The 25,361-nt window shown below is 44.0% G+C and carries 18 protein-coding genes; all 18 read right to left on the reverse strand.

Annotated elements, in window-relative coordinates; all coding sequences use genetic code 11:
- Nucleotides 1-51 precede the first annotated feature (51 nt).
- The gene (yihA, locus tag CC97_RS10150; RefSeq protein WP_044974884.1) at nt 52-684 is read right to left on the reverse strand and encodes a ribosome biogenesis GTP-binding protein YihA/YsxC; all 633 of its coding nucleotides are present in this window, start codon (nt 682-684) and stop codon (nt 52-54) included.
- Between the two features lie 133 nt (nt 685-817).
- Nucleotides 818-3,256, reverse strand: a complete 2,439-nt coding sequence (gene lon / locus CC97_RS10155) for an endopeptidase La (RefSeq protein ID WP_242848165.1) — start codon at nt 3,254-3,256, stop codon at nt 818-820.
- 118 nt (nt 3,257-3,374) lie between these two features.
- Nucleotides 3,375-4,649 carry an ATP-dependent Clp protease ATP-binding subunit ClpX gene (gene clpX, locus CC97_RS10160; RefSeq protein WP_044974885.1) on the reverse strand — a complete coding sequence of 425 codons (1,275 nt, stop codon included), beginning with the start codon at nt 4,647-4,649 and terminating at the stop codon, nt 3,375-3,377.
- Between the two features lie 12 nt (nt 4,650-4,661).
- On the reverse strand, nt 4,662-5,252 hold the full coding sequence (gene clpP / locus CC97_RS10165; protein ID WP_278245355.1) for an ATP-dependent Clp endopeptidase proteolytic subunit ClpP: 591 nt from the start codon (nt 5,250-5,252) through the stop codon (nt 4,662-4,664).
- A 189-nt stretch (nt 5,253-5,441) separates the two neighbouring features.
- Nucleotides 5,442-6,758, reverse strand: a complete 1,317-nt coding sequence (gene tig, locus CC97_RS10170) for a trigger factor (RefSeq protein WP_044974886.1) — start codon at nt 6,756-6,758, stop codon at nt 5,442-5,444.
- Between the two features lie 103 nt (nt 6,759-6,861).
- On the reverse strand, nt 6,862-7,551 hold the full coding sequence (locus tag CC97_RS10175) for a metallophosphoesterase (RefSeq protein ID WP_044974887.1): 690 nt from the start codon (nt 7,549-7,551) through the stop codon (nt 6,862-6,864).
- A gap of 27 nt (nt 7,552-7,578) precedes the next feature.
- Complete coding sequence (gene thrC / locus CC97_RS10180) at nt 7,579-9,075, reverse strand: threonine synthase (protein WP_044974888.1); 1,497 nt, start codon at nt 9,073-9,075, stop codon at nt 7,579-7,581.
- Nucleotides 9,076-9,150: 75 nt separating this feature from the next.
- On the reverse strand, nt 9,151-9,612 hold the full coding sequence (locus CC97_RS10185) for a YraN family protein (RefSeq protein ID WP_049962819.1): 462 nt from the start codon (nt 9,610-9,612) through the stop codon (nt 9,151-9,153).
- Nucleotides 9,578-10,240 (reverse strand): ribonuclease HII, encoded by a 663-nt coding sequence (rnhB, locus tag CC97_RS10190; protein ID WP_081850071.1) that lies wholly within the window; start codon nt 10,238-10,240, stop codon nt 9,578-9,580. Before rnhB ends, CC97_RS10185 begins: the two co-directional genes overlap by 35 nt.
- On the reverse strand, nt 10,224-11,108 hold the full coding sequence (gene ylqF / locus CC97_RS10195) for a ribosome biogenesis GTPase YlqF (protein WP_044974890.1): 885 nt from the start codon (nt 11,106-11,108) through the stop codon (nt 10,224-10,226). The genes rnhB and ylqF overlap by 17 nt, the downstream gene beginning before the upstream one ends.
- 129 nt (nt 11,109-11,237) lie before the next feature.
- A complete protein-coding gene (gene lepB, locus CC97_RS10200; protein ID WP_049962820.1) occupies nt 11,238-11,951 on the reverse strand; it encodes a signal peptidase I in 714 nt (237 codons plus the stop codon).
- Nucleotides 11,952-12,032: 81 nt separating this feature from the next.
- The gene (gene lepB, locus CC97_RS10205) at nt 12,033-12,584 is read right to left on the reverse strand and encodes a signal peptidase I (protein WP_197021855.1); all 552 of its coding nucleotides are present in this window, start codon (nt 12,582-12,584) and stop codon (nt 12,033-12,035) included.
- 209 nt (nt 12,585-12,793) lie between these two features.
- Nucleotides 12,794-13,138, reverse strand: coding sequence for a 50S ribosomal protein L19 (rplS, locus tag CC97_RS10210; protein WP_044974891.1), 345 nt, complete (start codon nt 13,136-13,138; stop codon nt 12,794-12,796).
- Between the two features lie 247 nt (nt 13,139-13,385).
- Nucleotides 13,386-14,969 (reverse strand): AAA family ATPase, encoded by a 1,584-nt coding sequence (locus tag CC97_RS10215; protein WP_044974892.1) that lies wholly within the window; start codon nt 14,967-14,969, stop codon nt 13,386-13,388.
- Between the two features lie 374 nt (nt 14,970-15,343).
- The gene (locus tag CC97_RS10220) at nt 15,344-16,687 is read right to left on the reverse strand and encodes a glycoside hydrolase family 3 N-terminal domain-containing protein (RefSeq protein ID WP_049962822.1); all 1,344 of its coding nucleotides are present in this window, start codon (nt 16,685-16,687) and stop codon (nt 15,344-15,346) included.
- Nucleotides 16,688-16,777: 90 nt separating this feature from the next.
- The gene (locus CC97_RS18850) at nt 16,778-19,696 is read right to left on the reverse strand and encodes an ATP-binding cassette domain-containing protein (protein ID WP_049962823.1); all 2,919 of its coding nucleotides are present in this window, start codon (nt 19,694-19,696) and stop codon (nt 16,778-16,780) included.
- A gap of 24 nt (nt 19,697-19,720) precedes the next feature.
- The gene (locus tag CC97_RS10230; RefSeq protein WP_044974893.1) at nt 19,721-21,082 is read right to left on the reverse strand and encodes a GH1 family beta-glucosidase; all 1,362 of its coding nucleotides are present in this window, start codon (nt 21,080-21,082) and stop codon (nt 19,721-19,723) included.
- A gap of 181 nt (nt 21,083-21,263) precedes the next feature.
- Nucleotides 21,264-25,181 carry a DNA-directed RNA polymerase subunit beta' gene (gene rpoC, locus CC97_RS10235; RefSeq protein WP_044974894.1) on the reverse strand — a complete coding sequence of 1,306 codons (3,918 nt, stop codon included), beginning with the start codon at nt 25,179-25,181 and terminating at the stop codon, nt 21,264-21,266.
- Nucleotides 25,182-25,361: the final 180 nt, after the last annotated feature.

A 25,361-nucleotide genomic window follows, 5' to 3' on the forward strand; every position in this document is an offset into this window, starting at 1 on the left:
GATATGCTGCTTTTGCTTTGCCGGGAAAACACTGATCAAACCGGAAATCCGTTAATCTGATTCCTCTTCAGAGATCTCATCCGTCTCTGAATAAACGCGGGCATCTTCTGCAGTTTCCTCGATGATCTTCCGCACCTCTTCGACTCCTTCAAAAGTCTGTGATGAGAACGGTATGATGTGTATGTCCTCGTAGCACGGTATCGTTTCAGCAAACACCTTCATGGCCTTTGCACGTTCGGTCTTGTTGAGCTTGTCTGCCTTTGTAAGTATGATCACAAACGGCAGTTCATTGTCGATCAGAAAATTGATCATGTGAAGATCGTCTGCAGTAGGTGCATGACGCATGTCTATAAGAAGAAATACCAGTTCAATGTTTCTGTCAGCATTCAGGTATCCTTCTATAAGACCAGCCCAGCGCTGCTTTTCTGTCTTTGCCACCTTAGCGTAGCCATAGCCCGGAAGGTCAACAAAAAAGACATCATCAAGGCTGTAGAAATTGATAGTAGCAGTCTTGCCCGGCACGGAACTTACTCTGGCGAGAGATTTCCTGTTGAATATTTTATTTATAAGAGTCGACTTTCCTACATTTGAACGTCCGGCAAAAACTATTTCAGTACGGTCTGACTCCGGTATCTGGCTGAAAAGACCGTAGCAGGAGTGGAATTCAGCTTTATTGTAATTCATTTACATCTTCCTTTCATGGATACATCCGGTGCTGCGCTCAGGACACGGACATGTATGTTTACGGATACACCGGAGAAATCGGGACACAAAATGACTGACCCTGCCTGTTCAGAACACGGTCAGTCATTATCATTTACTGTACAAGTGCATGTTCAAGAACTGTTTCAAGATTTTCTGCGAAAACAAATTCCACATTTTCCTTTACAACGTCCTCGACATCTTCCATGTCAGGCTTGTTTCCTGCAGGAATGATGACTTTTTTTATGCCTTCCTTATAGGCGGCCATTGTTTTTTCCCTGAGTCCGCCTATCGGGAGCACCTTTCCGTGAAGAGTTATCTCGCCTGTCATGGCAACATCACATCTTACCTTTTTACCCGACAGAGCTGAAACGATAGCGGTGGTCATCGTAACACCGGCTGACGGGCCGTCCTTCGGAACAGCGCCCTCCGGAGCATGGATGTGAAGATCCCTGTTCTTTACGAACTTAGGATCTATGCCGTACTTTTTCGCAACACTTCTTGTATAGCTTACTGCGATTCCGGCACTTTCCTTCATAACGTCACCGAGTGATCCGGTAAGGGTAACTCCGCCCTTGCCTTCGAGCACGAGAACTTCAAGCGGCATAAGAACACCGCCGGCAGCTGTCCATGCAAGACCGTTTACCACGCCTACCTCGTCCTTTTCGCTCTTTACGTCCTTGATGTACTTTTCATGTCCCAGATATCTGCTTATATTATCAGCTGTAAACCTGAGCTTCTTTGCATTTTCGCTTACTATTTCCTTTGCAGTCTTGCGGCACAGTGAACCGATGTTTCTTTCAAGGGTTCGTACGCCGGCCTCTCTGGTATATGAATCGATAAGCCTGTAAATGCCGTCGTCTTCTATCTTCATCTGGGAAGCCTTAAGGCCGTGCTTTTTAAGCTGCTTAGGAATAAGATGTTCCTTTGCTATATGGAACTTTTCCTCACGTGTGTAGCTGGTTATCTCGATGATCTCCATTCGGTCGAGAAGAGGAGCAGGTATTGTCTGTGTGGTATTTGCAGTTGTAATGAACATTACCTTGCTCAGATCGAACGGAACTTCTGTATAGTGATCACGGAATTCCTTGTTCTGTTCACTGTCGAGAACCTCAAGCATAGCCGCCGACGGATCGCCTCTGAAATCGTTGCTCATCTTATCGATTTCGTCAAAAAGAATAAGAGGATTCTTCGTTCCCGCCTGAATCATTGCGTTTATGATACGGCCCGGCATTGCTCCGACATAGGTCTTGCGGTGACCTCTTATATCTGATTCGTCCCTTACGCCGCCGAGCGATACGCGGACATATTCCCTGCCGAGAGCACGTGCTATGGATTTGCCGATCGATGTTTTTCCGACACCCGGAGGGCCCACCAGACAGATTATCTGACCGGTAACATCCGGCTTTATTGCATTGACAGCAATGCTTTCAAGAACTCTTTCCTTTACCTTCTTAAGTCCGAAATGATCCTTTTCAAGCACGGCTTCTGCTTTTTTTATGTTTACCTTTATCCTGCTTTCCTTATTCCAAGGCAGTTCAAGTACAGTATCAAGATAATTCTTTATAACAAAGGTCTCCTGTGAAGATTCAGGAAGTGATCTGAGTCTGTCAACTTCACGGAGAAGCTTGTCCGTGATCTTTTCATCAAGTTTCAGATTAAGGATGCGTGTTCTGTAATCCTCATCCTCATCTTCTTCCCCGAGCTGTTCACTGATGACTCTCATCTGTTCACGAAGAATGTTTTCACGCTGGTTCTTTCCGAAGTTTTCTTTTACCTGACTGTTGATATCATTCTCGATAGCAAGCACTTCGGTTTCCTTTACCAGAACGGCAAGAAGGAATGTGAGCCTGTCCATAATATCATATTTTTCAAGGAGTTCCTGCTTGTCAGCACTCTGGAAATTCGCATTGAAAACTATATTTTCAAACAGTTCCTCAGGATCATCCTGACAGAGTATCGATTTTACGAGTTCACCTGTCATGCGCGGAAGAAGAGCTGCGTATTTTTCAAATTCTTTCTTGATGGACCGGCACATTGCCTCGACTTCGGCCTTTGAAGCCTTTGTGTAGGACGGCTGGCTGATCACTTCGACATATGCCTCATAGTAAGGATCATCTGTTTCCGACTCTGTAAAAGTCAGAAGTTCAGCCTTGTCTATTCCCTCCACAAGGACTCTCAGTTCATCGTCCGGTGTTCTGAGTACCTGTCGTATCTCGGCTACAACGCCCACACGATACAGATCATCGCGCTTCAGATCCTCTGCAAATACATCCCGCTGGGATATAACAAAGATCTTTCTGTTGGTCTTGAGGGCCTGCTTTACAGCATTGACCGACTTCGGCCGGAGCACATCAAAGTGAACGACCATTTTAGGGAACGCAACGATTCCTCTGACCGGTACTGCCGGTAAAATATCATAATCTTCTAAAATATCATAATCGGATTTTCCTGATCCGCTGCTGTCATTTTCAGTATTGTCTGTTACAGGGTTGTTTTTTTCTTCGAGTTCAGCTTTTTCGAGTTCCGGTTTTTCTTTTTTTATGATGTCCACCTTCTTAAAGATATTTACATATTATTATACTATATTTTAAGCTTTTTTTCAAGTATTAACGAACCTGACCGGAAATTCAAAGGGACACCTGCTTCAACGACAGATGTCCCGTGATAAATTATTTCTTTATTGATTTCTTAAGCTTTGCAGCATCTGTTCTGACAACAGGTTTTGCGCCTTCAGTAACACATTCCTTTGTAACTGTTACCTTCTTTATATCCTTTGAAGGTGCTTCGTACATGGTCTCCATGAGAATTCCCTCAACGATCGCTCTGAGTCCTCGTGCACCTGTCTTCTGTGCGATCGCCTTCTTTGCGATCTCCTCGAGAGCTTCAGGTTCAACTTCAAACTCTATGTTATCGTAGTCGAAAAGTTTTTCGTACTGCTTGATAAGAGCATTCTTCGGTTCAGTAAGGATCTGGATAAGAGCCTTTTCATCGAGTTCGTCAAGAACAGTGATAAGCGGAAGACGTCCTACAAGTTCAGGAACAATACCGTACTTGACAAGATCCTGCGGTATTACCTTCTTGAAAATGTTGTTCATTTCTTCCTTGTCTGAAAGAACGTCCGAGCCAAATCCGATGGACTTGTGCTTTGTTCTCTTGATGATAGCCTGTTCAAGCCCGTCGAATGCACCGCCGCAGATGAAGAGGATATTCTTTGTATCGATGTGGATGAATTCCTGGTTAGGGTGCTTTCTTCCGCCCTGAGGAGGAACGTTTGAAACCGTACCTTCGATGATTTTGAGAAGTGCCTGCTGAACACCTTCACCGCTTACGTCACGTGTGATGGAAGTGTTCTCGGACTTTCTTGCGATCTTGTCTATTTCATCGATATAGATGATGCCGCGTTCCGCAGCCTTGATATCAAAGTTTGCAGCCTGGATAAGACGGAGAAGAACATTTTCAACGTCATCACCTACGTAACCGGCTTCTGTGATAGTTGTAGCATCTGCAATAGCAAAAGGTACATCGAGAGTTCTTGCAAGTGTCTGTGCAAGAAGTGTCTTGCCGACACCAGTAGGGCCGAGAAGAAGAACATTGCTCTTCTGGATCTCGACATCATCACCTGCATCGTTGCTGAGAAGTCTCTTGTAATGGTTGTAAACTGAAACTGAAAGTGCGATCTTGGCAGAATCCTGACCGATTACGTACTGGTCGAGGACCTTCTTGATCTCCATAGGCTTCTTGAGCTTGACTGAAAAGTCATTGTTCTTCTTTGAAGTCTTGGTCTTCGGCTTTTCCTTTTCCTTGTCTCCCGGTCCTGCGATTATGTTATAGCAGTACACAACACATTCGTCACAGATGTTTGTATCTCCTGACGAGAACATGCTCTGAACACGGTTTTCTCCTTTGCCGCAGAAATTACAGGTTTTGAATCCGCTGTCTACCATAGTTCACCAACCTTATCTTTTTTCAACTACCTTGTCAATCAGGCCGTAGGCACAAGCCTCTTCAGCTGACATAAAGTTGTCACGCTCTGTGTCATTCTGGATCGTTTCAAGCGGCTGTCCTGTATTTTCAGCAAGCATACTGTTTAACTTGTCTTTCATTTTGAGGATTCGTTCAGTATGTATCTTCATGTCTGTAGCCTGAGTATGACCACCGATTCCGCCGAGTGGCTGATGGATCATTACTTCGCTGTTCGGAAGAGCATATCTTTTGCCCTTTTCACCGCATGAGAGAATAAACGCACCCATAGATGCTGCCATACCGATGCAGATAGTGGAAACATCACACTTGATGTATCTCATAGTATCAACTATTGCCATACCTGCAGTTACTGATCCGCCGGGGCTGTTGATATAGAGACTTATATCCTTTTCCGGATCCTGGCTTTCGAGATAAAGAAGCTGTGCTACAACAAGGCTGGCTGTTGTATCGTTTATCTCTTCTGAAAGCATTATGATACGGTCGTTAAGGAGACGGGAAAAGATATCGTATGAACGTTCTCCTCTGCTTGTCTGTTCTACAACGTAAGGTACAAAACTCATAATTCTATTTTCCTTTCGTCTGCTGCGGATAAATTTACCGCAGATTTCATTTGCCTTATAATGCAAACATTCTCCTGCCGCTGACTCTGCGACAGCAACAGGAGTTTGTTCAGGCTTTATTCAGTTCACTGAGGAAACTCCGATAAGGCAGTGTTCCGTAACACCGGCAGTCTCTGAGTTTCGTGAAGCATATTATTCAGCTGATTCTTCCTTCTTTTCAGCAAGTGAATTATCAACAACAGCTGATTCCTTAACAAGATCAGCAGCCTTTGATACGAGAAGATCCATCTTGTAGTCTTCAGGATTGATGAAACGCTTAACGTCTTCAACACTGATGTGGTTGTTTTCAGCAAGCTTTGCAAGACCTTCTTCAACTTCTGAATCTTCAACTGTAAGGCCTTCCTTAGCTACGATGCTTTCAAGAGCAAGTCTGAGCTTAACTTCGTTTTCAGCTCTGTCCTTGTATGTAGCCTTAAGGTCATCACGGTCCATACCTGTGTACTGGAAGTAAAGGTCAAGACTCATCTGGTTCTGAGCGAGACGAGCTTCGAATTCTGAAATTTCTCTTTCAACTCTCTGGTCGAACATGCACTGAGGGATCTCACCTTCAAGGTTCTTGATGATCTGCTCGAAGAGATAGTTTTCAAACTGTGCATCAGCCTTCTGTTCTGCATTTTCTTCAAGCTTCTTCTTAAGATCTGCCTTGTATTCGTCAACTGTATCGAATTCTGAAACATCCTTTACGAATTCATCGTCAAATTCAGGAAGTTCCTGTGCCTTGATTTCCTTGAGGTTGATCTTGAACACTGCCTTCTGGCCAGCAAGTTCCTTCATCTGGTAATCTTCAGGGAATGTTACTTCGATCTCGAATTCTTCACCTGTCTTGTGACCTGCAACCTGTTCTTCAAAACCAGGGATAAACTGACCGCTGCCAAGTGTAAGAGGATAATCTGTACCCTTGCCGCCGTCAAATGCCTTACCGTCTCTGAATCCTTCAAAATCGATAACAACTTCATCATCCATCTGAGCTGCTCTGTCTTCAACAGTTACGATTCTTGCCTGTCTCTTTCTTGCAGCTTCGATCTGTTCGTTGATAACTTCATCAGTTACAGCGTCGATAACCTTAGGAGCCTTGAGTCCCTTGTATTCTGAAACTGATACTTCAGGCTTTGTTGTGCATGTAGCCTTGAGTACAGCACCTTCAGCCTTTGATGCAGAAACGATTTCAACCTGCGGTCTGTCAACGAGCTCGAGCTTTGTTTCTTCAAGAGCAGCTGTCATTTCATCCGGAAGAATGTCGTTGAGAGCTGTATCGAAGAATACTTCTTCACCGTAATATCTTTCGATAACGGCCATAGGAGCCTTGCCCTTTCTGAAGCCCTTGATCTGGATCTGGTTCTTTTCCTTCTTGTAGGCATTTAAAAGTGCCTTGTTGAAGTCTTCTGCGCTTATTTCAATTACTAACTCAGTAGTATTTACTGCAACATTATTTGATGATTTTAAACTCATTTATATCGTCCTCCATATTTTAATAAACAACATCTAATCCATTATATCACATCAGCTGTATTAATGCTATAGAACTTTATCGTGTTCTACGTTTTTAACAAACTCACATAACGCGATATGGTGCAAAACTGAGATAATCACTGGATATCATGATATATTCGACTCCGTCACGTATTCCGGTAATGGCATTTTTCTGGCTGTATCCGTGTATGTGACCGTAAAAGCACTGCTTAATGCCGTACCTGTACAGCACATCAAGAATATCATAATTGCTGCTTGAACCATATACAGGAGGATAATGAAGAAAGACCACTGGTTCAAGGCCCTGATCAACGGCAGCCTTTATCGATACTTCGAGGCGCTGAACTTCGCGGAACTGAACTTTTTCATCTTCAGTCCTGTCGCCCATGCTTACCCAGCCGCGCGTACCGCAGATGCCGTATTTTCCATAGGTGTAACAGTTGTTGAACAGAAATGATATCGTGTCGAAGTGGTTTTCCAGGACGAATCTCTCCATTTTGGCCATTGTTGACCACCAGTAATCATGGTTTCCCTTCAGTATTATCTTTTTTCCCGGAAGAGAGTCGATAAACTTAAAGTCATTATAAACATTCGGAAGCTTCATTGCCCACGAAGTATCACCTGCAAGAACAACGGTGTCCGCTGCGGCAACAGTGTTTTTCCAGTTCTGCTCAAGTTTTTCAACATAACCGTCCCAGCCGTTGAAGATATCCATTGGCTTGAACTGGTCTCCGAGAGACAGATGAAGGTCCCCGATCGTAAACAGTGCCACTTCCGTTTTCCTCCGTCTGACTGATTCTTACCTGATTCCGAGAGTTTTCATTACGAAGTCAGACATTTCAGCACGGTCGATAGATCCTGTGAATCTTACCGGCTTGTTCTTAAGATCAGCAAGAGCATCAGGGATACTGATGTCTGAAAGTTCATTTATCTTGTCAACGAGAGCATATTCATCGTCAGCCTTGTAGTCAGGGCAGATAGCTTCAAGCACGCTTGCGCTGAACTTGTAAGGACTTGCTGTTGAAGCGATGATCGTTCTTGTCTCATCCTTTGTTTCCCTGCGGTAATCTTCGTATACCTTGACTGCAACTGCTGTGTGTGTATCACAAACATATGAGTACTTGTCATAAATGCTCTTTATTGTTTCCTTTGTGCCGTTGTCATCGCAGAATCCGGCATAGAAGTCTTCCTTTATCTTAGCCTTCACGTCAGCGCTTACTTCATACTTTCCGTCCTTTGCAAGAGCACCGAACCATTCCTTTATCTGAGCGTCGTTGTCGCCTGTAAGAATGTAGAGGAGTCTTTCAAGGTTGCTTGAGATAAGGATGTCCATTGAAGGAGAGCATGTAGCGTAGAACTTTCTGTTCCTGTCATAAACACCTGTGTTGATGAAGTCTGTGAGTACATTGTTGATGTTTGATGCGCAGATGAGCTTTGCTATCGGAAGTCCCATTCTCTTTGCGTAGTAAGCAGCAAGAATGTTACCGAAGTTTCCTGTAGGAACAACTACGTTGATCTTGTCGCCGAGCTTTATCTGTTCGTCAGAAACGAGAGTTGCGTATGCTGAAATATAGTAAACCACCTGAGGAACAAGACGGCCCCAGTTGATAGAGTTTGCACTTGAGAACATGAGCTTGTTGTCAGCAAGCGCCTTCTTTACTGTTTCATCTGTGAAGATCTTCTTGACACCGCTCTGGCAGTCGTCAAAGTTACCCTTTACTGCGCATACGCCTACATTCTGACCTTCCTGAGTTGTCATCTGACGCTTCTGCATTGAGCTTACACCGTTTTCAGGGTAGAATACCATGATCTGTGTTCCTTCAACGTCCTTAAAGCCTTCAAGTGCAGCCTTGCCTGTGTCACCTGATGTTGCAACGAGGATAACGATTTTCTTGTCTATGTTTAACTTCTTTGCTGATGTCGTCAGGAAGTACGGGAGTATCTGAAGAGCCATGTCCTTAAAAGCACATGTCGGACCGTGCCAGAGTTCAAGCATATAGGTGCCGTCGAAAAGATGTGCTATTTCAGCAATGTTTTCAGTTTCAAAGTTCTTTGTGCTGTAGGCATTGTCTGTGCAGTATCTGATCTCAGCTTCAGTAAAGTCTGTGAGGAACTTTGTGAAAACATATGCTGCTCTTTCAGAGTAGCTCATTTTACCGATCTTTTCAACTTCTTCAAGCGTAAGTGAAGGTATGCTTTCAGGTACGAAAAGACCGCCGTCTTCGGAAATACCCTGTGAAATAGCCTGCGCACTTGTAACCTTTAAATTACTGTTTCTTGTACTTTTATAAAACATTGTAACGCTCCGTTTCTCCGCAGATAAGCATAAATATTACAGTGAAAAATACTCTGCAGAAATATATTTTCACTTTTATCTGAATGAAAGCATGATCCCGGAATCAGTCATATCAAACGCACCCTTGTAGTATCTGATGGCTGCAGGGATATCATTTTTCAGTATGACTTCCGCTATATCAAATCTGGGCTGCTTTTCAAGAGGATACCTGTAGGTGTACCACGCAGCCGTTTTCAGTATTCTTCTTTTCTTGGTGTAGCCGACAGCATCAATACCCGACACAACACAGTCTTCTTTTCTGGATTTCACTTCAATGAATGCGACAGTATCAGAATTCTCAGCTACAATATCTATCTCGCCGCGCGGACAGATGTAGTTCCGGGCTATGATCTTATAGCCGTACTTTTCAACATAGGCACAGACTGCATCCTCACCCCTGTTTCCGAGGTCTCTTCTTGAAGTTTCCTCTCCGCGGGAAAGAAATGATTCTGTATTGCCGTATTCAGTTTTCTGTCTGCTGTTTGTCCTTCTTATCATAATACTTTTTCAGGAAGCTCATGCGGTGTATCTCAGAAGCACCGTGTTTGTCAAGCATTTCGTAATGAAGTTTCGTTCCGTATCCCTTATGCTTTTCAAATGCATAAGCCGGATATTTTTCAGCCATTTCGAGCATGTACCGGTCCCTCGCCACTTTGGCAAGTACTGACGCAGCCGCAATACTGGCTGAAAGAGCATCGCCCTTTATGACTGAACGTACTTCAGTACCCGGAATTTCCGGACATTTGTTTCCGTCCGCGATCACAAGTGAAGGCTTTACTCCGAGTCCTTCGACTGCCCTTCTCATCGCCAGCATTGCAGCTTTAAGAATATTGATCTTCTCGATCTCCTCAACACTCGCTGACGCTATACACCAGGCTTCCGCCTTGTCCTTTATTTCATCAAAAAGCTTTTCACGTTTCTTTTCCGTGAGCTTTTTGCTGTCGTTAATGCCGTCTATTACTACTCCCGGCTTAAGTATGACCGCCGCCGCAAAAACATCTCCGGCCAGAGGTCCCCTGCCGGCTTCATCGGTCCCGCAGAGAAATCCGCCCCCAAGTTCGGTGCGTACTGCTTCGTCAAACTCGTATAATTCAGTCTTGTTTTTATTATCAGCCATTCTGTTCATCCTCTGGTATTTCAAGGGAAATACAGCCGATCTTTCCTGCTCTGAACTCGTCAAGGAGCATTATAGCAGCACGTTCAGTATCCACTTCGCCGCCTGAAATGAGCATACCGCGCTTTCTTCCGAGAAGTTCAAGAAGCTCAGGGCCTTTCATTTCAGCGCTGGTATCCATTTTATAACGTGATTTCAGCATTTCAGGATAGTTTTCTGCCAGATATTCAAGAAGAAGCATTGCAAGCGTCTCCGTATCAAGAATATCATCCTTTATGGCTCCTGTAAATGCAAGGCGTCTGGCAACTCCCTGGTCATCGAACTTCGGCCAGAGCACGCCCGGCATATCCAGCATTTCGATCCTGTCGCCGAGTTTTACCCACTGCTTGGTACGGGTAACGCCCGGTCTGTCCTCAACCCTGGCTTTTTTGCTTCCGGACATCCTGTTGATGAAAGATGACTTTCCGACGTTCGGAATGCCGACTATCATTATTCTTGTCGGTGTGCCGGACATACCCTTTGCACGCCTGGTTTCCAGAAGATCCTTAAGGACCTGGTTTTCCAGTACTGAGGTAAAGCTTTTCATTCCCTTTCCTGTCTTGCAGTCCATGGAAACCGCAGCTATACCCTTGCTTCTGAACCAGGATATCCACCTGTCGGTAACGGTGCTGTCTGCCATATCACGCTTGTTGAGTACAAACAGTCTCGGCTTTCCGGCAGTCATTTTACCCATTTCAGGATTCTGGCTGCTTAATGGTATGCGGGCATCGATTATCTCGACTACGGCATCGACCAGTGAAAGGTTTTCCTTTATCGCTCTTCTGGTTTTCGCCATGTGACCCGGAAACCACTGTATTGATTTGATCTCAGTTTCTGACATATATTACTTCCGTTTCTTAAAGAAGCACTGATCAACTCACGGGCAGGTACCATGCAGATTTAAAGCATCTGATTAAGGCAGCGTGCCGTCCGGAAACCCCGGACTTCTGATCTGATCAGTGACTGAAATTCAATAATTAAAAATTTTGAACTCCTTAAAAGGAGAATATCTTAATACAACTTTTCCGATGACTTTTTCATCAGGTACAAAGCCTACACGGGCTCCTCTGCTGTCCTCGGAAATACCGCGGTTATCACCCATTACAAAAACATATCCTTCAGGAACTGTAACAGGATACTGGTGAACATCACGCGGCGGTGTGAGAGTGTTTACGTAGTGGCTGGCAGTAAGTGTGCTGCCTTCCTCGTATACCTGTTCATCGAGCTGTTCACCGTCAACATATACAACGCCGTCTCTTATATCAACGACCTGTCCGCCAGTGGCAACAACTCTCTTTACGATAAGGCCGAGGTTCTCGCCATGTTCATCTGATGTATCGACAATGACGATGTCATTGTCCTCCGGTGTGTATATCTTGCTGTAAATAAGTTTCTGTCCGTCTTCAAGAGTCGGCACCATGGAAGTGCCGTCAACAATAGCCTGATCAAAAATGAATGCCTTGGCAAGATAAAAGACAAGCAGGAAAATGAAGAGCGTTTCAGCAATATCGCATACATCGTTTATAAATGTTTTTGTTGTATACGGCTTTTTCTCTTCGGTGTTTCCGTCTTTCTTTTCTTCGTTTGCTGACTGAACTGCTGTTTCAGTTCCGGTAGCTTCAGTCTCTGTGCTTATTTCTTCTGTAACTTCAGCAGTTTCCTTTATTTCTTCTGTTTCATTCATTGTTTTTCACCATCTTTTCTCTGTAACCCAGGGTCAGAAAATTTTTGTGTCTGAGCTGATATGCATCCGCATTATCCGTTTTTAATCAACGGTTCCGAATTTGTTCAGAGGTGATATCCTGAAAACAACTTTTCCCGCTATCTCCTCTTCCGGAACGAAACCGAGTTCAGAATGCTTGCTGTCTTTTGAACGGTTTCTGTTGTCACCAAGGACAAAAACACATCCCTGAGGTACTGTTACCGGGTATGTATCAAAAGCACCCATGTTATAGGTAGTAAGCGTATTCACAAAATGATCCGCTTTCAGTTCAGGCTCTTCTCCGTTTTCTCCTGTTATATAAAGCTGCTCGTCAAGAGGAGTGCCGTCAACCGATACAATTCCTTTTTCAAAGTCTATATCGACCGACTGGCCTTCGAGAGCAACAACTCTTTTTACAATAAGCTTGTCAAGCTTGCTGCTGTTTACGATTATAATATCGTTCTGTTTCGGTTTATAAAACAGCGATGAAATAACCACCCTGTCCTTTTCAGTCAGTGTCGGTTCCATTGAAGGACCGGATACATCTGAAAGTCTGAAAAGATATGTAAACACAAGAAGAACAATAAAAAACCGACAGCAGGATCGATTCGACAATTTCAGCTGCATCATTCAGGAAAGAACGGCTGTCCGTTTTCCCGGCAGTTTCCGCATTTTTAACGTCCTCTTTTTCTGCGGTTTTTTTCATCTTTCATATTCATCATCTCCGTTGGATGAATTTACGCATTTAAAAGCTATTAATAGCAAAAAAGGGACTTGAACCGTCCCTTTTAACTATCAATAGATAAACCGAAGCGGCAGATTGATTATCTGATTGCTTCCTTAACCTTAGCTGCCTTACCAACTCTGTCGCGGAGGTAGTAGAGCTTAGCTCTGCGTACTTTACCCTTTCTGACAATTTCAACCTTGTCAACAACAGGTGCGTGAAGCGGGAATACTCTTTCGATTCCGCAGCCGTGAGCTACACGTCTTACAGTGAATGTTTCACTGATACCACCGTTCTTCTTAGCAATTACTGTGCCTTCGAAGATCTGGATACGGTACTTGTCGCCTTCTTTGATTCTTACGTGAACCTTAACAGTATCACCTACTGAGAATTCAGGAGCGTCTGCCTTAAGGCTGTCCTTGCTGATTAATTCGAGTGCGTTCATTTAAAATTCCTCCTAAAATTTCTGAACATTCTTACGCAGCAGGCTTGTCTTCTGCGCAGCGGACTGTTCGTTTTAATGTCATAAAATGGCATTAACTCTCGTCGGCGAGGCCGACGGACTTTAAATGCTTTATAATCATACCATATTTACGCTCTCAAATCAAGTGTTTCGGAGAAAAAACTTTACACAAATAACACCGCCGGATGTATTCTCTTATTGTTAAGAGTTACATCCGGCGTGCATATAATCATTCAATAACTGCCTTTTCTATATGACAGTAATGTTTTCTATGACCAGGCTTTTCATCCTTGTCATAGGTTATTCCGACGAGGATAATGTCACGGCCGAAACCTTTTATCTGTTCAGGATAATGGCGTTCCTTTATCTGATCAATAGCTGTATGAACATCCTTGTTCCATTTAAGTTCGATAAGAAGAATCGGATAACCGGAATCATACTTTGGCAGATAAACTATATCGGCATATCCGTCACCGGATGGAAGTTCCTCAAACTGAACATAATTGTCACGGTATGTGTAGTAAGCAAGCTTGATTACACTACGGAGACTCGCTTCACTGTTATAGTGAAGCGGAGCTGTTTCTTCCGAATGGATCTTTTCTATCTGCGCTGCAACTGATTCTTCGTTTTCTTCTACCGTATCAATGAAAAGCCTTTCACTTTCACTAAGTCTTTTAAGCGTTTCTGAATGATCAGTTACTTTTATCGTTCTTGAAAATTCGAGTTTTATTTCCTCATTAGGAATATGAACTGTCTTCTTTTCGTGATCGTATGCCAGATATCCGAGATGAACAAGGAGTGTCAGGACATCGTCTTTTCCTTTGAATGAAGTCAGATCGTTGGAAAACCCTTTTGTTTCAACAGGTACATCAATTCCCGCAATAAGCTCAGCTATCGTTCTGGCCAGCCCATTGTAATCCTTGCTTATATACTCCATCAGGCTGTCCGCTGCCGACGTTTCAGTCCAGTACGAATCAAAATCATTGTTCCTGATAGCTTTCATAACTGAATTCGGATTATAGATCGATCCTGTATTTTTTAGCGAATATCCGTCATACCAGCTTTTCATCGACTGAAAATCAATGTTTTTAATCGCACAGAGATCACGCACTTCAGTTTCTGTAAAACCTGCATATTCTCCGAACATTCCCGGTTTTATCATTGTAAACTCTTCAAAATCCGATATTGCCGACTGTGATCCGTCTTTTTTTATCGGAAGAATGCCTGTCATATACGCAGCTGCAACAACGCGGTTTGTAACTACTGAATTCTTAAAAACAGACCTCAGTAATTTCAGATAATTATCCGCTGTTTCGGCGTCTGCTTCTCTTACAGGAGCATCCCATTCGTCTATTATAAAAATGAATTTACGACCGGAAACTGATACCGCATCGACCAGAACAGAAGCAAAATCTTTTCCGCATTTAATGTCAGGATACATACTTTTGAGTTCTTCACTCAGCACCTCTGTCAGAAACGAATCGATTTTCCTGTATTTATCGGTATAAGGTCTGATACCGGTTATATCAATATAAATAACATCATACTTGTTTATATGTCCCTCATAAGTCGGATTTGAACATATAGTTTTACCATCAAAAAGCTCATGCGAATCACAGCTTCGGTCATAATACGCTGCAAGCATCTGCGCTGCATAAGATTTTCCGAATCGTCTCGGACGGCTGATACACACAAGATTACCGCCTGTTTCAATTCTCTGGTTCATAAGACCAATAAGTCCGGTTTTATCGACATAGTCGCATCGTGAAATCGCCCTGAACATTTCGTTTCCCGGATTAAGATAGGTTCCCAAAGTTTCTCACTTCCTTTAATGAGGTTCATACGTTAGATTATTATCAGTTATAATTGTATCATTTTCTGAGTAAGAATTCAAGGGGAACACGAACTGCATCGCCTTCAAAATGGTGCGCCTGCGGCGCGCTATTATAGTACTGCCGCCTCAGCGAGACGGCAGTACCTTTTTCGCCGAAAAAAGCCACATACACCAGTGAAACATTTCACTTCCGGTGTATATGGCTTTTTTCCTTACATTCCTAATAAATCTGCATGTGATCCCGTAGCGGTTGCTGTCAGAACAAGTACATCATCATGATACTGATACTCAATTTTATACAAGATAATTAATCCTCCAGCATAGACGCTGCTGCTTTTTACAGTTTAAAGATCTTATGAAATGATCCCGTATTCAATCTTGATTTTAAGTATACGCATAACGCTGTCGTTTAAGCGGTCTTCGGTAAGTCTTCCGTTTTTTACTGCTTCGGAAATACCGTTTGCTGCTTTTTCGAGGTCGTCCGGCATGAGGATGATATCGCAGCCGGCTTCGAGAGCCATTACTGCGGCTTCGTCAGGTGAATAGCGGTCTGTGATGGCTTCCATCTGGAGCGAGTCGGTTATGACAAGACCGTTAAAGCCCAGTTTTTCACGAAGAAGTCCTGTTATCAAATCCTTTGACAGTGATGCAGGAACATCGTTGTTCGTAACTGCAGGAACTGCAATGTGACCGGCCATTACCACAGGTGCTCCGGCGCTGATCCCTGCTCTGAACGGAGCGAGTTCACAGCTTTCAAGTTCATCAAGATTCTTTTTTGTTTCGGCAAATTCCTTGTGGCTGTCGGTATCAGTATCGCCGTGACCTGGGAAATGCTTTATCGTGCAGATAACGCCGCTTTCACGGAATCCGGCAACCGAGCGTTCAACCATCTGTGAAACAACTGCAGGATCGCTGCTGAAAGCACGTGTACCGATGACAGGATTCTTTTTATTGGAATTAACATCAGCCACAGGAGCAAAATCGAGATTGAATCCGAGTTTTTTCAGATCGTTACCGATCGTAAGTCCTTCTCTGTAGGCTTCTTCAGGATTTCCCGATTTACCTATTTCAGCGGTGTCCGGAAATTCCGTGGTTTCCATGTCAGGATTGTTTCCGATACGCGCGATCTCGCCGCCTTCTTCGTCAATGGAAATGAACAGACCCGTTTTAGTACGTTTCTTAACATTTTTTATCATTTCCTCGCACTGTTCCTTTGAGGAAAGATTTCTTTCAAAATAAATAAGACCGCCGACAGGATATTTCTTCAGTTCCTCTTTTGTGTTCGGATACTCGGAAAGGAATTCCTCATCCGGAGAAAGCTGCTCAGGTTTAACTATAAAAAGCTGATATACTTTTTCTTCAAGAGACATTTCAGCAAGCATATCCGCTGCTTTTTTATCATTTTCAGAAAGAGGTTCTTCAGCGGCTGTCGTCTGCTCAGTAACAGGAGCTGTTTCTTCAGGAAGAGTTTCTGCCGGAACTTCTGTTTCCGCAGGTGCTTCGGTAACTTCTCCCTCTGATATGGTGTCGGTCATAATTAAATTCTCTTCCGCCACCACAGGATTTACCGCCGGATTTACTTTGATCTGTTCGTCGCTTCTTTCAGGCATGTTGTTTTTTACAAACACAGTTCCGACGGCAGTAACCAATGCTATAGTCAGAAAAGAGGAGATATTGTCTTTCATTTTTTTCGTCATTTATCGTCTTGTCCTTTCAGAAAAATACTGATCACACTCTTTTAAGTATAACCTATTTACTTTCATTTGACAACAGCATTTTTGCGGGATTTATCTTCCCCTGATAGCATCGATCGGCTTCTTGCTTGCTGTTTTCTTTACAGGGAAGAAACTTGCAAGCGCAGCTACAACGCAGCTTATCAGAAGAATAAGGATCACCTGTCTCGGTCCGAAGTGGAGAAGAGTGATCAGAATGCCGGTACTCTTTCTTATATACCAGTTCATTATGCAGACTGCCGCAAAACAAAGCAGTGCTGTAATAACAAACTCTATCATTGCGATTATAAAACTTTCCGAGAAGAATATTCTGAAAACATCGTTCGATCTTGATCCGATGGCGCGGAGAATACCGATCTCCTGCTTTTTATAGCTTATGCTCGTTGAAATAAAGTTTGCCATAAGTATCGATGCAAACACAGCAAAGAAAAGTCCTACCCAGATAAACACACGGGCTGCCCCGTTTATAATTGAATGGAACGAATCGAGCTCATAGACGGCAGCATTATTCATCGAATAGCGTTCATTAATGCTGTCTTCGTCTCCGCCGTAGCAGTAACTTACGATTTTCTCCTTATCAGCTCTTGTTTCCGGCATACATCCGACAGCACAGCTGTATACGCCTTCATTTACTTCAGCAATTCTGTCAAGGAACTCATCTGAGATACACATTACTTCTGCTGATGAATACGAACTGTCCGGGGTAAAGCATCCGACGATCTTTATATCACTGACCTCATTCTCACCATCGAAGTCGAAATTGCTGTACTCATATATATATCCGGTCGGCTTTCCTGTGGAGGATATGAAATCATTTATATCTTCAAGAGCTTTCTTCGCTGATTCCGCGTCTTCCGCAGTGAATTCCTTTTCCATACCACCGTAATCTGCATGTAGCGAATCCAGTGAAATGATGATCTCATTATTCTTAAGGTTTTCAAGAGGTTTATCAGCCCATACAATATTCTCCTGCGGAATAAGAGAAAGCTTTGAGTAATATCGTGAATAAACACTCAGACCGCCCTGTTTGTCGAAGCTGCTGACTGAAAAATTACCCTTGCTGCTTTCATAGGCGACCGGTTCATCAGCAACGAGTTTTGCGACTGCACCCTCGCCGACCATAGCTGCACCTGTAAGACTTTTGTTTACGGCGCATTCATATTCGCTTGAAAGCACAAACTGCAGGATCTGTTCAGCATTTGTAAGCTTTTTCATATCTTTATTGAGCAGTTCATAGCGTGATGAATCAAACTTTGTATCAACGACTGCTGTTACAGTATAAAGTTCATTGTCAAGAAGAAGGCTTTTTCCGACCATGTACATAGGATCAGAAAATTTTTCAGCTTTTTTCTTCTTTTCCAGAAGAGAGTCAACTGAACTTCCGGAATTCATATCCTTTGCCTTGTCGAGCATTTCCGGATCAACATCAATGTTTAACTGTGATATCTGATCCATCAGGGCGTCTGAAGAACCCTGACCGCCTGTATAATCTTTGACCGGCTGCGCTGAAACATAACCGTATTTTATAAATGATTCTGCTGCAAGGCAGCTTATTGCGATCTCATTTTTAGAAGGATCAGGAAGTCTGCCTGCATAAACGGAGTAACCCATATTTTTAAGAGTGTCTTCAGTTACTTCAGCAAAGCCACAGAAATCCGTGAGATAGCTGCTTGTAAGTGAAAAGCCGGAATCTTCATCTTCATCAGAATTGTCCCCGAGATTCATGCCGAAGGAAAGCCCTTTCATTTTAGGTTTAAAAATTCCGGTAACTGCAATACCGGTATCCTGCTCTATGCTTTTCAGATCTTCTTCATTGATACCGTTCTGAAGCGAACTCCACCATGCTGAGGCGCCGGTCCCCTGCTTTACGTTTTTTGTGAGTGAAACATATCCTATTTCGGAATCACGCAGCGAATCCACACATGAACGAATATGATCGTAGGAACTGAAAGTATCTACAAAAGCGAAAAGCGAGAATGCAACAACTGAAAGAAGAATGGTCATTACCAGTCTGAATTTCTTATGCTTAAGGCTGCTTTTTCCGATTGTAAATGCTGATTTCATCGGAAGGACGGACTTTATCAGTGCAAAATTCTTTCCGTCCTGGACCGGTATCTTCGACTCATCTGTTTCCGTAAACCGGGCACCCTTGTCTGAAACTGAAAGTCTGATCCCGCTTTCGAGCTTATCGATATATTCATTTATACGGGTCCTGTCTTCATCAGTAAGATGATATCCTGCCGGTACTGTTATTTCCTGACCGTCAAATTCCAGATGTTTTTCATCTTCATTAACACCTCCTGCGACCTCGACATCACGGATCACCTTCCCGTCAGCAAGCTCGATTATACGGTCGGCATACTGCTCTGCATACTCACGGTCGTGTGAAACTATGACAACGAGTTTGTCTTCTGAAAGTTTTTTAAGCGTATCGAGTATCTGACGACCCGTTACTGAATCGAGAGCACCCGTAGGCTCATCTGCCATAATGATCTCAGGATTCTTTACAAGAGCACGGGCAATGGCAACTCTCTGCTTCTGGCCGCCGGAAAGCTCATTCGGATTTCTGTCACCGAAGCCTTCAAGATCGACCTCCTTCAGGATCCTGTTTATCTCCTCATCGGAAGCTTTTTTTCCCTGCAGTTCAATCGCCAGAGCAATATTTGCCCCGACGTTGAAATCCTCAAGGACGTTGTACTCCTGAAAGATAAATCCTACGTAAGTATTACGGTAACTGTCAAAGCGCTGCTGATTGAAATCCTTTGATGAGATACCTTTGATGATTATTTCGCCGTCGTCATAGCTGTCGAGTCCTCCGAGAAGATTGAGCATTGTGGATTTACCGCTTCCGGATTTACCGAGCAGAAACACCATTCCCTTCTCCGGAAAACGGAGCGAGATATGGTCGACTGCGACGACTTCCGCGCCTTTCTTAGGCTTGTACTTTTTGTACAGTTCTTTTGTTTCAAGCATGTTTTGTGTCTTCCTTCCTTTTTATTATAAGTTTTCCCCGTTCTCCTCCATAACTTTCTTATACCACAGTGCGGAATCCTTTGCCGTTCTCTCCTGTGTCACGTAATCAACATAGACAAGACCAAACCTTTTGTCATAGCCTTCAGCCCACTCGAAATTATCCATAACAGACCAGTGCATATATCCGAGAATATCAACACCCTCATCAGCTGCCTTTTTCAGATACTTCAGATAGCGGTGTGTATAGTCCGTACGCTGAGTGTCATGGACCTTTCCGTCAAGAGCGATCCAGTCATTGTTTGCCATACCGTTTTCAGTTATCATTACCGGTACTCCGTAGCGTTCGTTCAGGAATTTCGGTGTCCAGTACATGGTCTGAGGTGTGACCGGCCATCCGAAAGATGTTCTTCCTATTCCCTGAAACGAATCGGAAGGATAACCGTACTCCGGAATAATGCCGCGGCTCTCGTATACATTGACTCCGTAAAAGTCCACCGGCTGTGAAATGATCTCCATGTCGCCTTCGTTTATCTGCGGCATGTCATCACCGAAAAGCTCATACGCACGTTCGCTGTACTTTCCGAAAAAGACCGGATCTGCCCACCATCCGGCTGTAAAAATATAATTGAATGCATCAAAGTCAAAAGTATTTTTCCTTGCTTCTTCTATCGCTGCGGCATCACTGCCTGCAGGAGTGCATGCCGGTGTTGAAAAGGCAAATCCCACTACAGGTTTTGTTTTTGCATTTTCACGTATCACCTTTACTGCTTTTCCGTGAGCAAGAAGAACGTTATGTGTCATCTGCGCAATATCGCAGGAATGATATTTCATAAAAGGAGCATGAACCCCGAGATAACAGCCAAGGCCGATGAACACCTGCGGCTCGTTTACGGTTATCCAGTACTTTACTCTGTCTGAAAGAGCATCCACGACGATTTTTGTATACGCTGCAAACCAGTCCGGTGAATCCGGATTAAGCCATCCGCCACGCTGATAAAGCCTGTGCGGATAATCCCAGTGGAAAAGCGTCACAAGCGGAGTTATGCCGTTTTTCAGAAGCTCATCAACAAGATCTGAATAGAACTTAAGTCCCTTTTCGTTTACGCGTCCCGTACCCTCCGGAAGTATCCTTGTCCAGTTTATTGAAAAACGGTAATTCCTGATACCGAGTTCCTTCATAAGTGCTATGTCTTCTTTCCAGCGATGATAGTGATCGCAGGCCACGTTTCCGTTCTCGCAGTATTTTACGTATTTTTCCGTTTTCGCTGAAAGACAGTTTGTGTACACGTCCCAGATATTCATACCCTTTCCGTCATCCTTGTACCCGCCTTCAAGCTGATATGCAGCTGATGCTGCGCCCCATAAAAAATCTTTTCTGAATGCCATTATCCTCAAAACCTCCATAAGTCAGAATTACAGCAAACAAAAACTATTTTTTCGTTTGCTGGATATTCAAATTATATCATAATAATAATTATTTTTCAATATTGATCTTGTTTTCGTATAAAAACAAAAAACTCCGGAAAACTTTTGCTTTCCGGAGTTTTATTATGTGTGAATTATATTATCAGATATTCATCGGAGAAACCTGAACGTGTTCTCCTGTGAAAGATTCAGCCTTTTCAGTCTTTACGACTTCGACCTTGTTGTAAGCCTCCATACCTGTACCGGCAGGAATAAGCTTACCGATAATAACGTTCTCCTTAAGTCCCTGGAGATAGTCACTCTTGCCCTTGATAGCAGCATCAGTAAGAGCCTTTGTTGTTTCCTGGAAGGAAGCAGCTGAAAGGAAGCTTTCTGAACTTGAAGAAGCCTTTGTGATACCCTGAAGGACAGGAACTGTTGTAACAGGTACAACACCGAGTTCGCCGTTGTCGATCCTCTGCTGGAGTTCTGCGTTGATAGTATCGATCTCCTTCTTGTCAACGAGAGAACCAGGAAGCAGATAGCTTGAACCGCTGTCTTCAACCTTGATCTTTCTGAGCATCTGTCTTACGATAACTTCGATGTGCTTGTCGTTGATATCAACACCCTGGAGGCGGTAAACCTTCTGAACTTCATTGATAATGTAGTTCTGAACAGCTTCTATACCCTGAACTGCAAGGATGTCTGCCGGATAGCAGTTACCTTCAGTGATCTTTGTACCCTTTTCAATATCTTCACCGTCACGAACTCTGAGCTTGAGGTTCCACGGGATCATGTACTGTTCCTGTTCGCCTGTCTCTTCGTTTGTGAGGATAACGTTCTTTGTGGTCTTTACTTCTTCGATGCTTACATGACCGCTGATTCTTGCAATGATAGCAGCGTTCTTCGGACGACGTCCTTCGAAGAGTTCCTCAACTCGCGGAAGACCCTGTGTGATATCTTCTGCTGACGCGATACCACCGGTATGGAATGTTCTCATTGTGAGCTGTGTACCAGGTTCACCGATCGACTGAGCAGCGATAACGCCGACAGCTTCACCGACTGAAACAACATTTCCGTTTGCAAGGTTAGCACCGTAGCACTTTGCACATACGCCGTGCTTTGCCTTACAGTGGAGTACTGAACGGATCTTGATTCGTTCAACGCCCATGCTGACGATTTTGTTGGCATCAGCTTCTGTCATGAGTCTTGTCTTAGGAACAATGACTTCACCTGTAGCAGGATCGCAGAAGTTTTCAACAAGGTAACGGCCTACGAGACGTTCTGAAAGCGGCTCGATCATTTCGCTGCCGTTTCTGATCTCGAAGATCTCAAGACCGTCATCAGTATTACAGTCATCTTCACGGATGATAACGTCCTGTGAAACGTCAACGAGACGTCTTGTGAGGTAACCTGAGTCGGCAGTTCTGAGGGCTGTATCGGCAAGACCTTTACGGGCGCCTCGTGATGAAATGAAGTATTCGAGGATGTTAAGACCTTCTCGGTAGTTAGCCTTGATAGGAAGTTCGATAGTTTCACCTGATGTGTTGGCGATAAGTCCACGCATACCTGCCAGCTGTCTGATCTGGTTGATAGAACCACGGGCACCTGAGTCAGCCATCATGAAGATCGGATTGTACTTACCGAGGTTAGCCTTAAGTGCTTCTGTTACCTCGTCAGTAGCCTTGTTCCAGATGTCGATGAACTTCTTTGACTTTTCAGCTGCTGAAATATAACCGTAGTCATACTGTTCAGTGATAACGTCGATCTTGCTCTGTGCGTTAGCAAGAATGTCCTTCTTCTGCGGCGGGATAGTTGCATCACAAACGGCAACTGTGATAGCTGCTCTTGTTGAGAACTTGAAGCCGAGAGCCTTGACCTTGTCAAGAACTTCAGAAGTTGTTGTTGTACCGTGTATTCTGATGCAGCGTTCGATGATGTCTGAAAGCTGCTTTTTCTTTACGAGGAATGAAATTTCGAGATCAAACTGCTTGTCTGAGTCTGTTCTGTCTACATATCCTAAGTTCTGAGGAATGTTCTCGTTGAAGATAAGTCTTCCGACTGTACAGTCGATTATCTTGGAAACCTTTCTTCCGCCGATATCCTTTGTAACCTTTACCTTGATAGGAGCGTGGAGTGAAACTGCATGTTCATTGTATGCCATGAGAGCTTCGTTTACGTCTCTGAACACCTTGCCTTCACCGAGGTCGCCTTCCTTGAGCATTGTCAGGTAGTATGAACCGAGGACCATATCCTGTGTAGGAACTGCAACAGGACGTCCGTCTGACGGCTTGAGGAGGTTGTTGGCAGCGAGCATGAGGAATCTTGCTTCTGCCTGTGCTTCTGCTGAAAGCGGAAGATGTACGGCCATCTGGTCACCGTCGAAGTCAGCGTTGTACGCTGTACAAACGAGCGGATGAAGCTTGAGGGCACGTCCTTCTACGAGTACAGGTTCGAAAGCCTGGATACCGAGTCTGTGAAGTGTAGGAGCACGGTTGAGGAGAACAGGGTGATCCTTGATTACATTTTCAAGGGCATCCCATACTGCTGTGCCTGCTCTGTCGACGAGCTTTCTTGCGCTCTTGATATTTGCGATAACCTTTGTGTCAACGAGTCTCTTAAGTACGAACGGCTTGAAGAGTTCGAGTGCCATTTCCTTAGGGAGACCGCACTGGTACATCTTGAGTTCCGGACCTACGACGATAACTGAACGTCCTGAGTAGTCAACACGCTTACCGAGGAGGTTCTGTCTGAATCGTCCCTGCTTACCCTTGAGCATGTCGGAAAGTGACTTGAGTGCTCTGTTGTTAGGGCCTGTTACAGGTCTTCCGTGTCTGCCGTTGTCTATAAGTGCGTCTACAGCTTCCTGAAGCATACGCTTTTCGTTTCTGATGATGATATCAGGAGCTTCAAGTGTAAGCATTCTTCTGAGACGGTTGTTTCTGTTTATAACTCTTCTGTAAAGATCGTTAAGGTCTGAAGTAGCGTATCTGCCGCCGTCGAGCATAACCATAGGTCTGATGTCCGGAGGGATAACAGGTACTACGTCGAGCACCATCCACTGTGGCTTGTTGCCTGAGAGTCTGAATGCTTCGATGATCTCAAGTCTCTTTAAGAGCTTGATCTTCTTCTGACCTGAAGGGAGATCCTTGAGTTCTTCCTTGAGTTCATCAGCGAGCCATACGAGTGAGTTTACCCAGTTGTCCTTGTTTGCAAGCTCATCGTATTCGCCGTTTACGTTTGCTGCTTCAATGTTTTCATTGAAGAGTTCCTCGATGTATGCTGAACCAGTCTTTACAGTGATGCGTCTGTCGCTTTTGATTTCTTCCTGTTCTCTGTTCCAGCGCATGATCTTCTGTAAGAACACTGACTTCTTGACTACCTGTCCGATCTCGTAGTCAGGGTTTTCAGCATTGTCTGTGATAACATATATTCTCTTTGCAAGATAGTCGATGATCTCGCTTTCGCTCTTGCCTGTGATCTTTGAGAATTCATTTATATGTTCCGTGATGTACTTATCATATCTTTCAGGATCGTATTCTTCAAGGAGTTCCTTGATAGCTTCCGCACCCATGTCTGCATAGAAGTCATCGCCGTACTTTTCAAGAGCATCATGATATTCCTTTTCTGAAAGGAGCTGCTTCTTTACGAGTTCTGTGGAATTACCCGGATCAACAACGATGTACTTTGTGAAGTAAAGGATCTCTTCAAGACGCTTCTGTGAGATCTCAAGCACCTGTCCGATTCTTGAAGGTGTGCCCTTGAAGTACCAGATGTGAGAAACCGGAGCTGCAAGCTCGATGTGACCCATACGTTCACGTCTTACCTTTGCTCTTGTTACTTCAACGCCGCAGCGGTCGCAGACCTTGCCCTTGAATCTGATCTTCTTGAACTTACCGCAGTGACATTCCCAGTCCTTTGTAGGTCCAAAGATCTTTTCGCAGAAAAGACCGTCGCGTTCAGGCTTCTGTGTTCTGTAGTTGATGGTTTCAGGACGTTCTACTGCACCGTAAGACCATGCACGGATCTGTTCAGGTGAGGCAAGTCCTATTTTAATTGATTTGAATTCGTTAAATTCCAAAACACTATCCTCCTGTGTCAGATGCAGCTGGTTCTGCAGGAACGGTCCTGCAGTTCCTCTGCTTCTTGGCTCTGATTTATATTACTTATTAGGAAAACACTGATCATACAGGAAATCTGCATCTGCCGGGATCCGGCTGATCTTTGCACATTTCCTCTGCTGATTTGTGATCAAACCAGC

This window comes from Ruminococcus sp. HUN007 (assembly GCF_000712055.1).
Classification (GTDB): domain Bacteria; phylum Bacillota; class Clostridia; order Oscillospirales; family Ruminococcaceae; genus HUN007.

Bases quoted from the DNA above. Each gene is read 5' to 3' on its own strand.
- rnhB (WP_081850071.1), bottom strand. From the start codon at position 10,240: ATGAACAGAATGGCTGATAATAAAAACAAGACTGAATTATACGAGTTT.
- CC97_RS10220 (WP_049962822.1), bottom strand. From the start codon at position 16,687: ATGACGAAAAAAATGAAAGACAATATCTCCTCTTTTCTGACTATAGCA.
- CC97_RS10185 (WP_049962819.1), bottom strand. From the start codon at position 9,612: ATGATAAGAAGGACAAACAGCAGACAGAAAACTGAATACGGCAATACA.
- ylqF (WP_044974890.1), bottom strand. From the start codon at position 11,108: ATGTCAGAAACTGAGATCAAATCAATACAGTGGTTTCCGGGTCACATG.
- tig (WP_044974886.1), bottom strand. From the start codon at position 6,758: ATGAGTTTAAAATCATCAAATAATGTTGCAGTAAATACTACTGAGTTA.
- clpX (WP_044974885.1), bottom strand. From the start codon at position 4,649: ATGGTAGACAGCGGATTCAAAACCTGTAATTTCTGCGGCAAAGGAGAA.
- thrC (WP_044974888.1), bottom strand. From the start codon at position 9,075: ATGTTTTATAAAAGTACAAGAAACAGTAATTTAAAGGTTACAAGTGCG.
- lepB (WP_049962820.1), bottom strand. From the start codon at position 11,951: ATGAATGAAACAGAAGAAATAAAGGAAACTGCTGAAGTTACAGAAGAA.
- CC97_RS18850 (WP_049962823.1), bottom strand. From the start codon at position 19,696: ATGCTTGAAACAAAAGAACTGTACAAAAAGTACAAGCCTAAGAAAGGC.
- yihA (WP_044974884.1), bottom strand. From the start codon at position 684: ATGAATTACAATAAAGCTGAATTCCACTCCTGCTACGGTCTTTTCAGC.
- rplS (WP_044974891.1), bottom strand. From the start codon at position 13,138: ATGAACGCACTCGAATTAATCAGCAAGGACAGCCTTAAGGCAGACGCT.
- CC97_RS10230 (WP_044974893.1), bottom strand. From the start codon at position 21,082: ATGGCATTCAGAAAAGATTTTTTATGGGGCGCAGCATCAGCTGCATAT.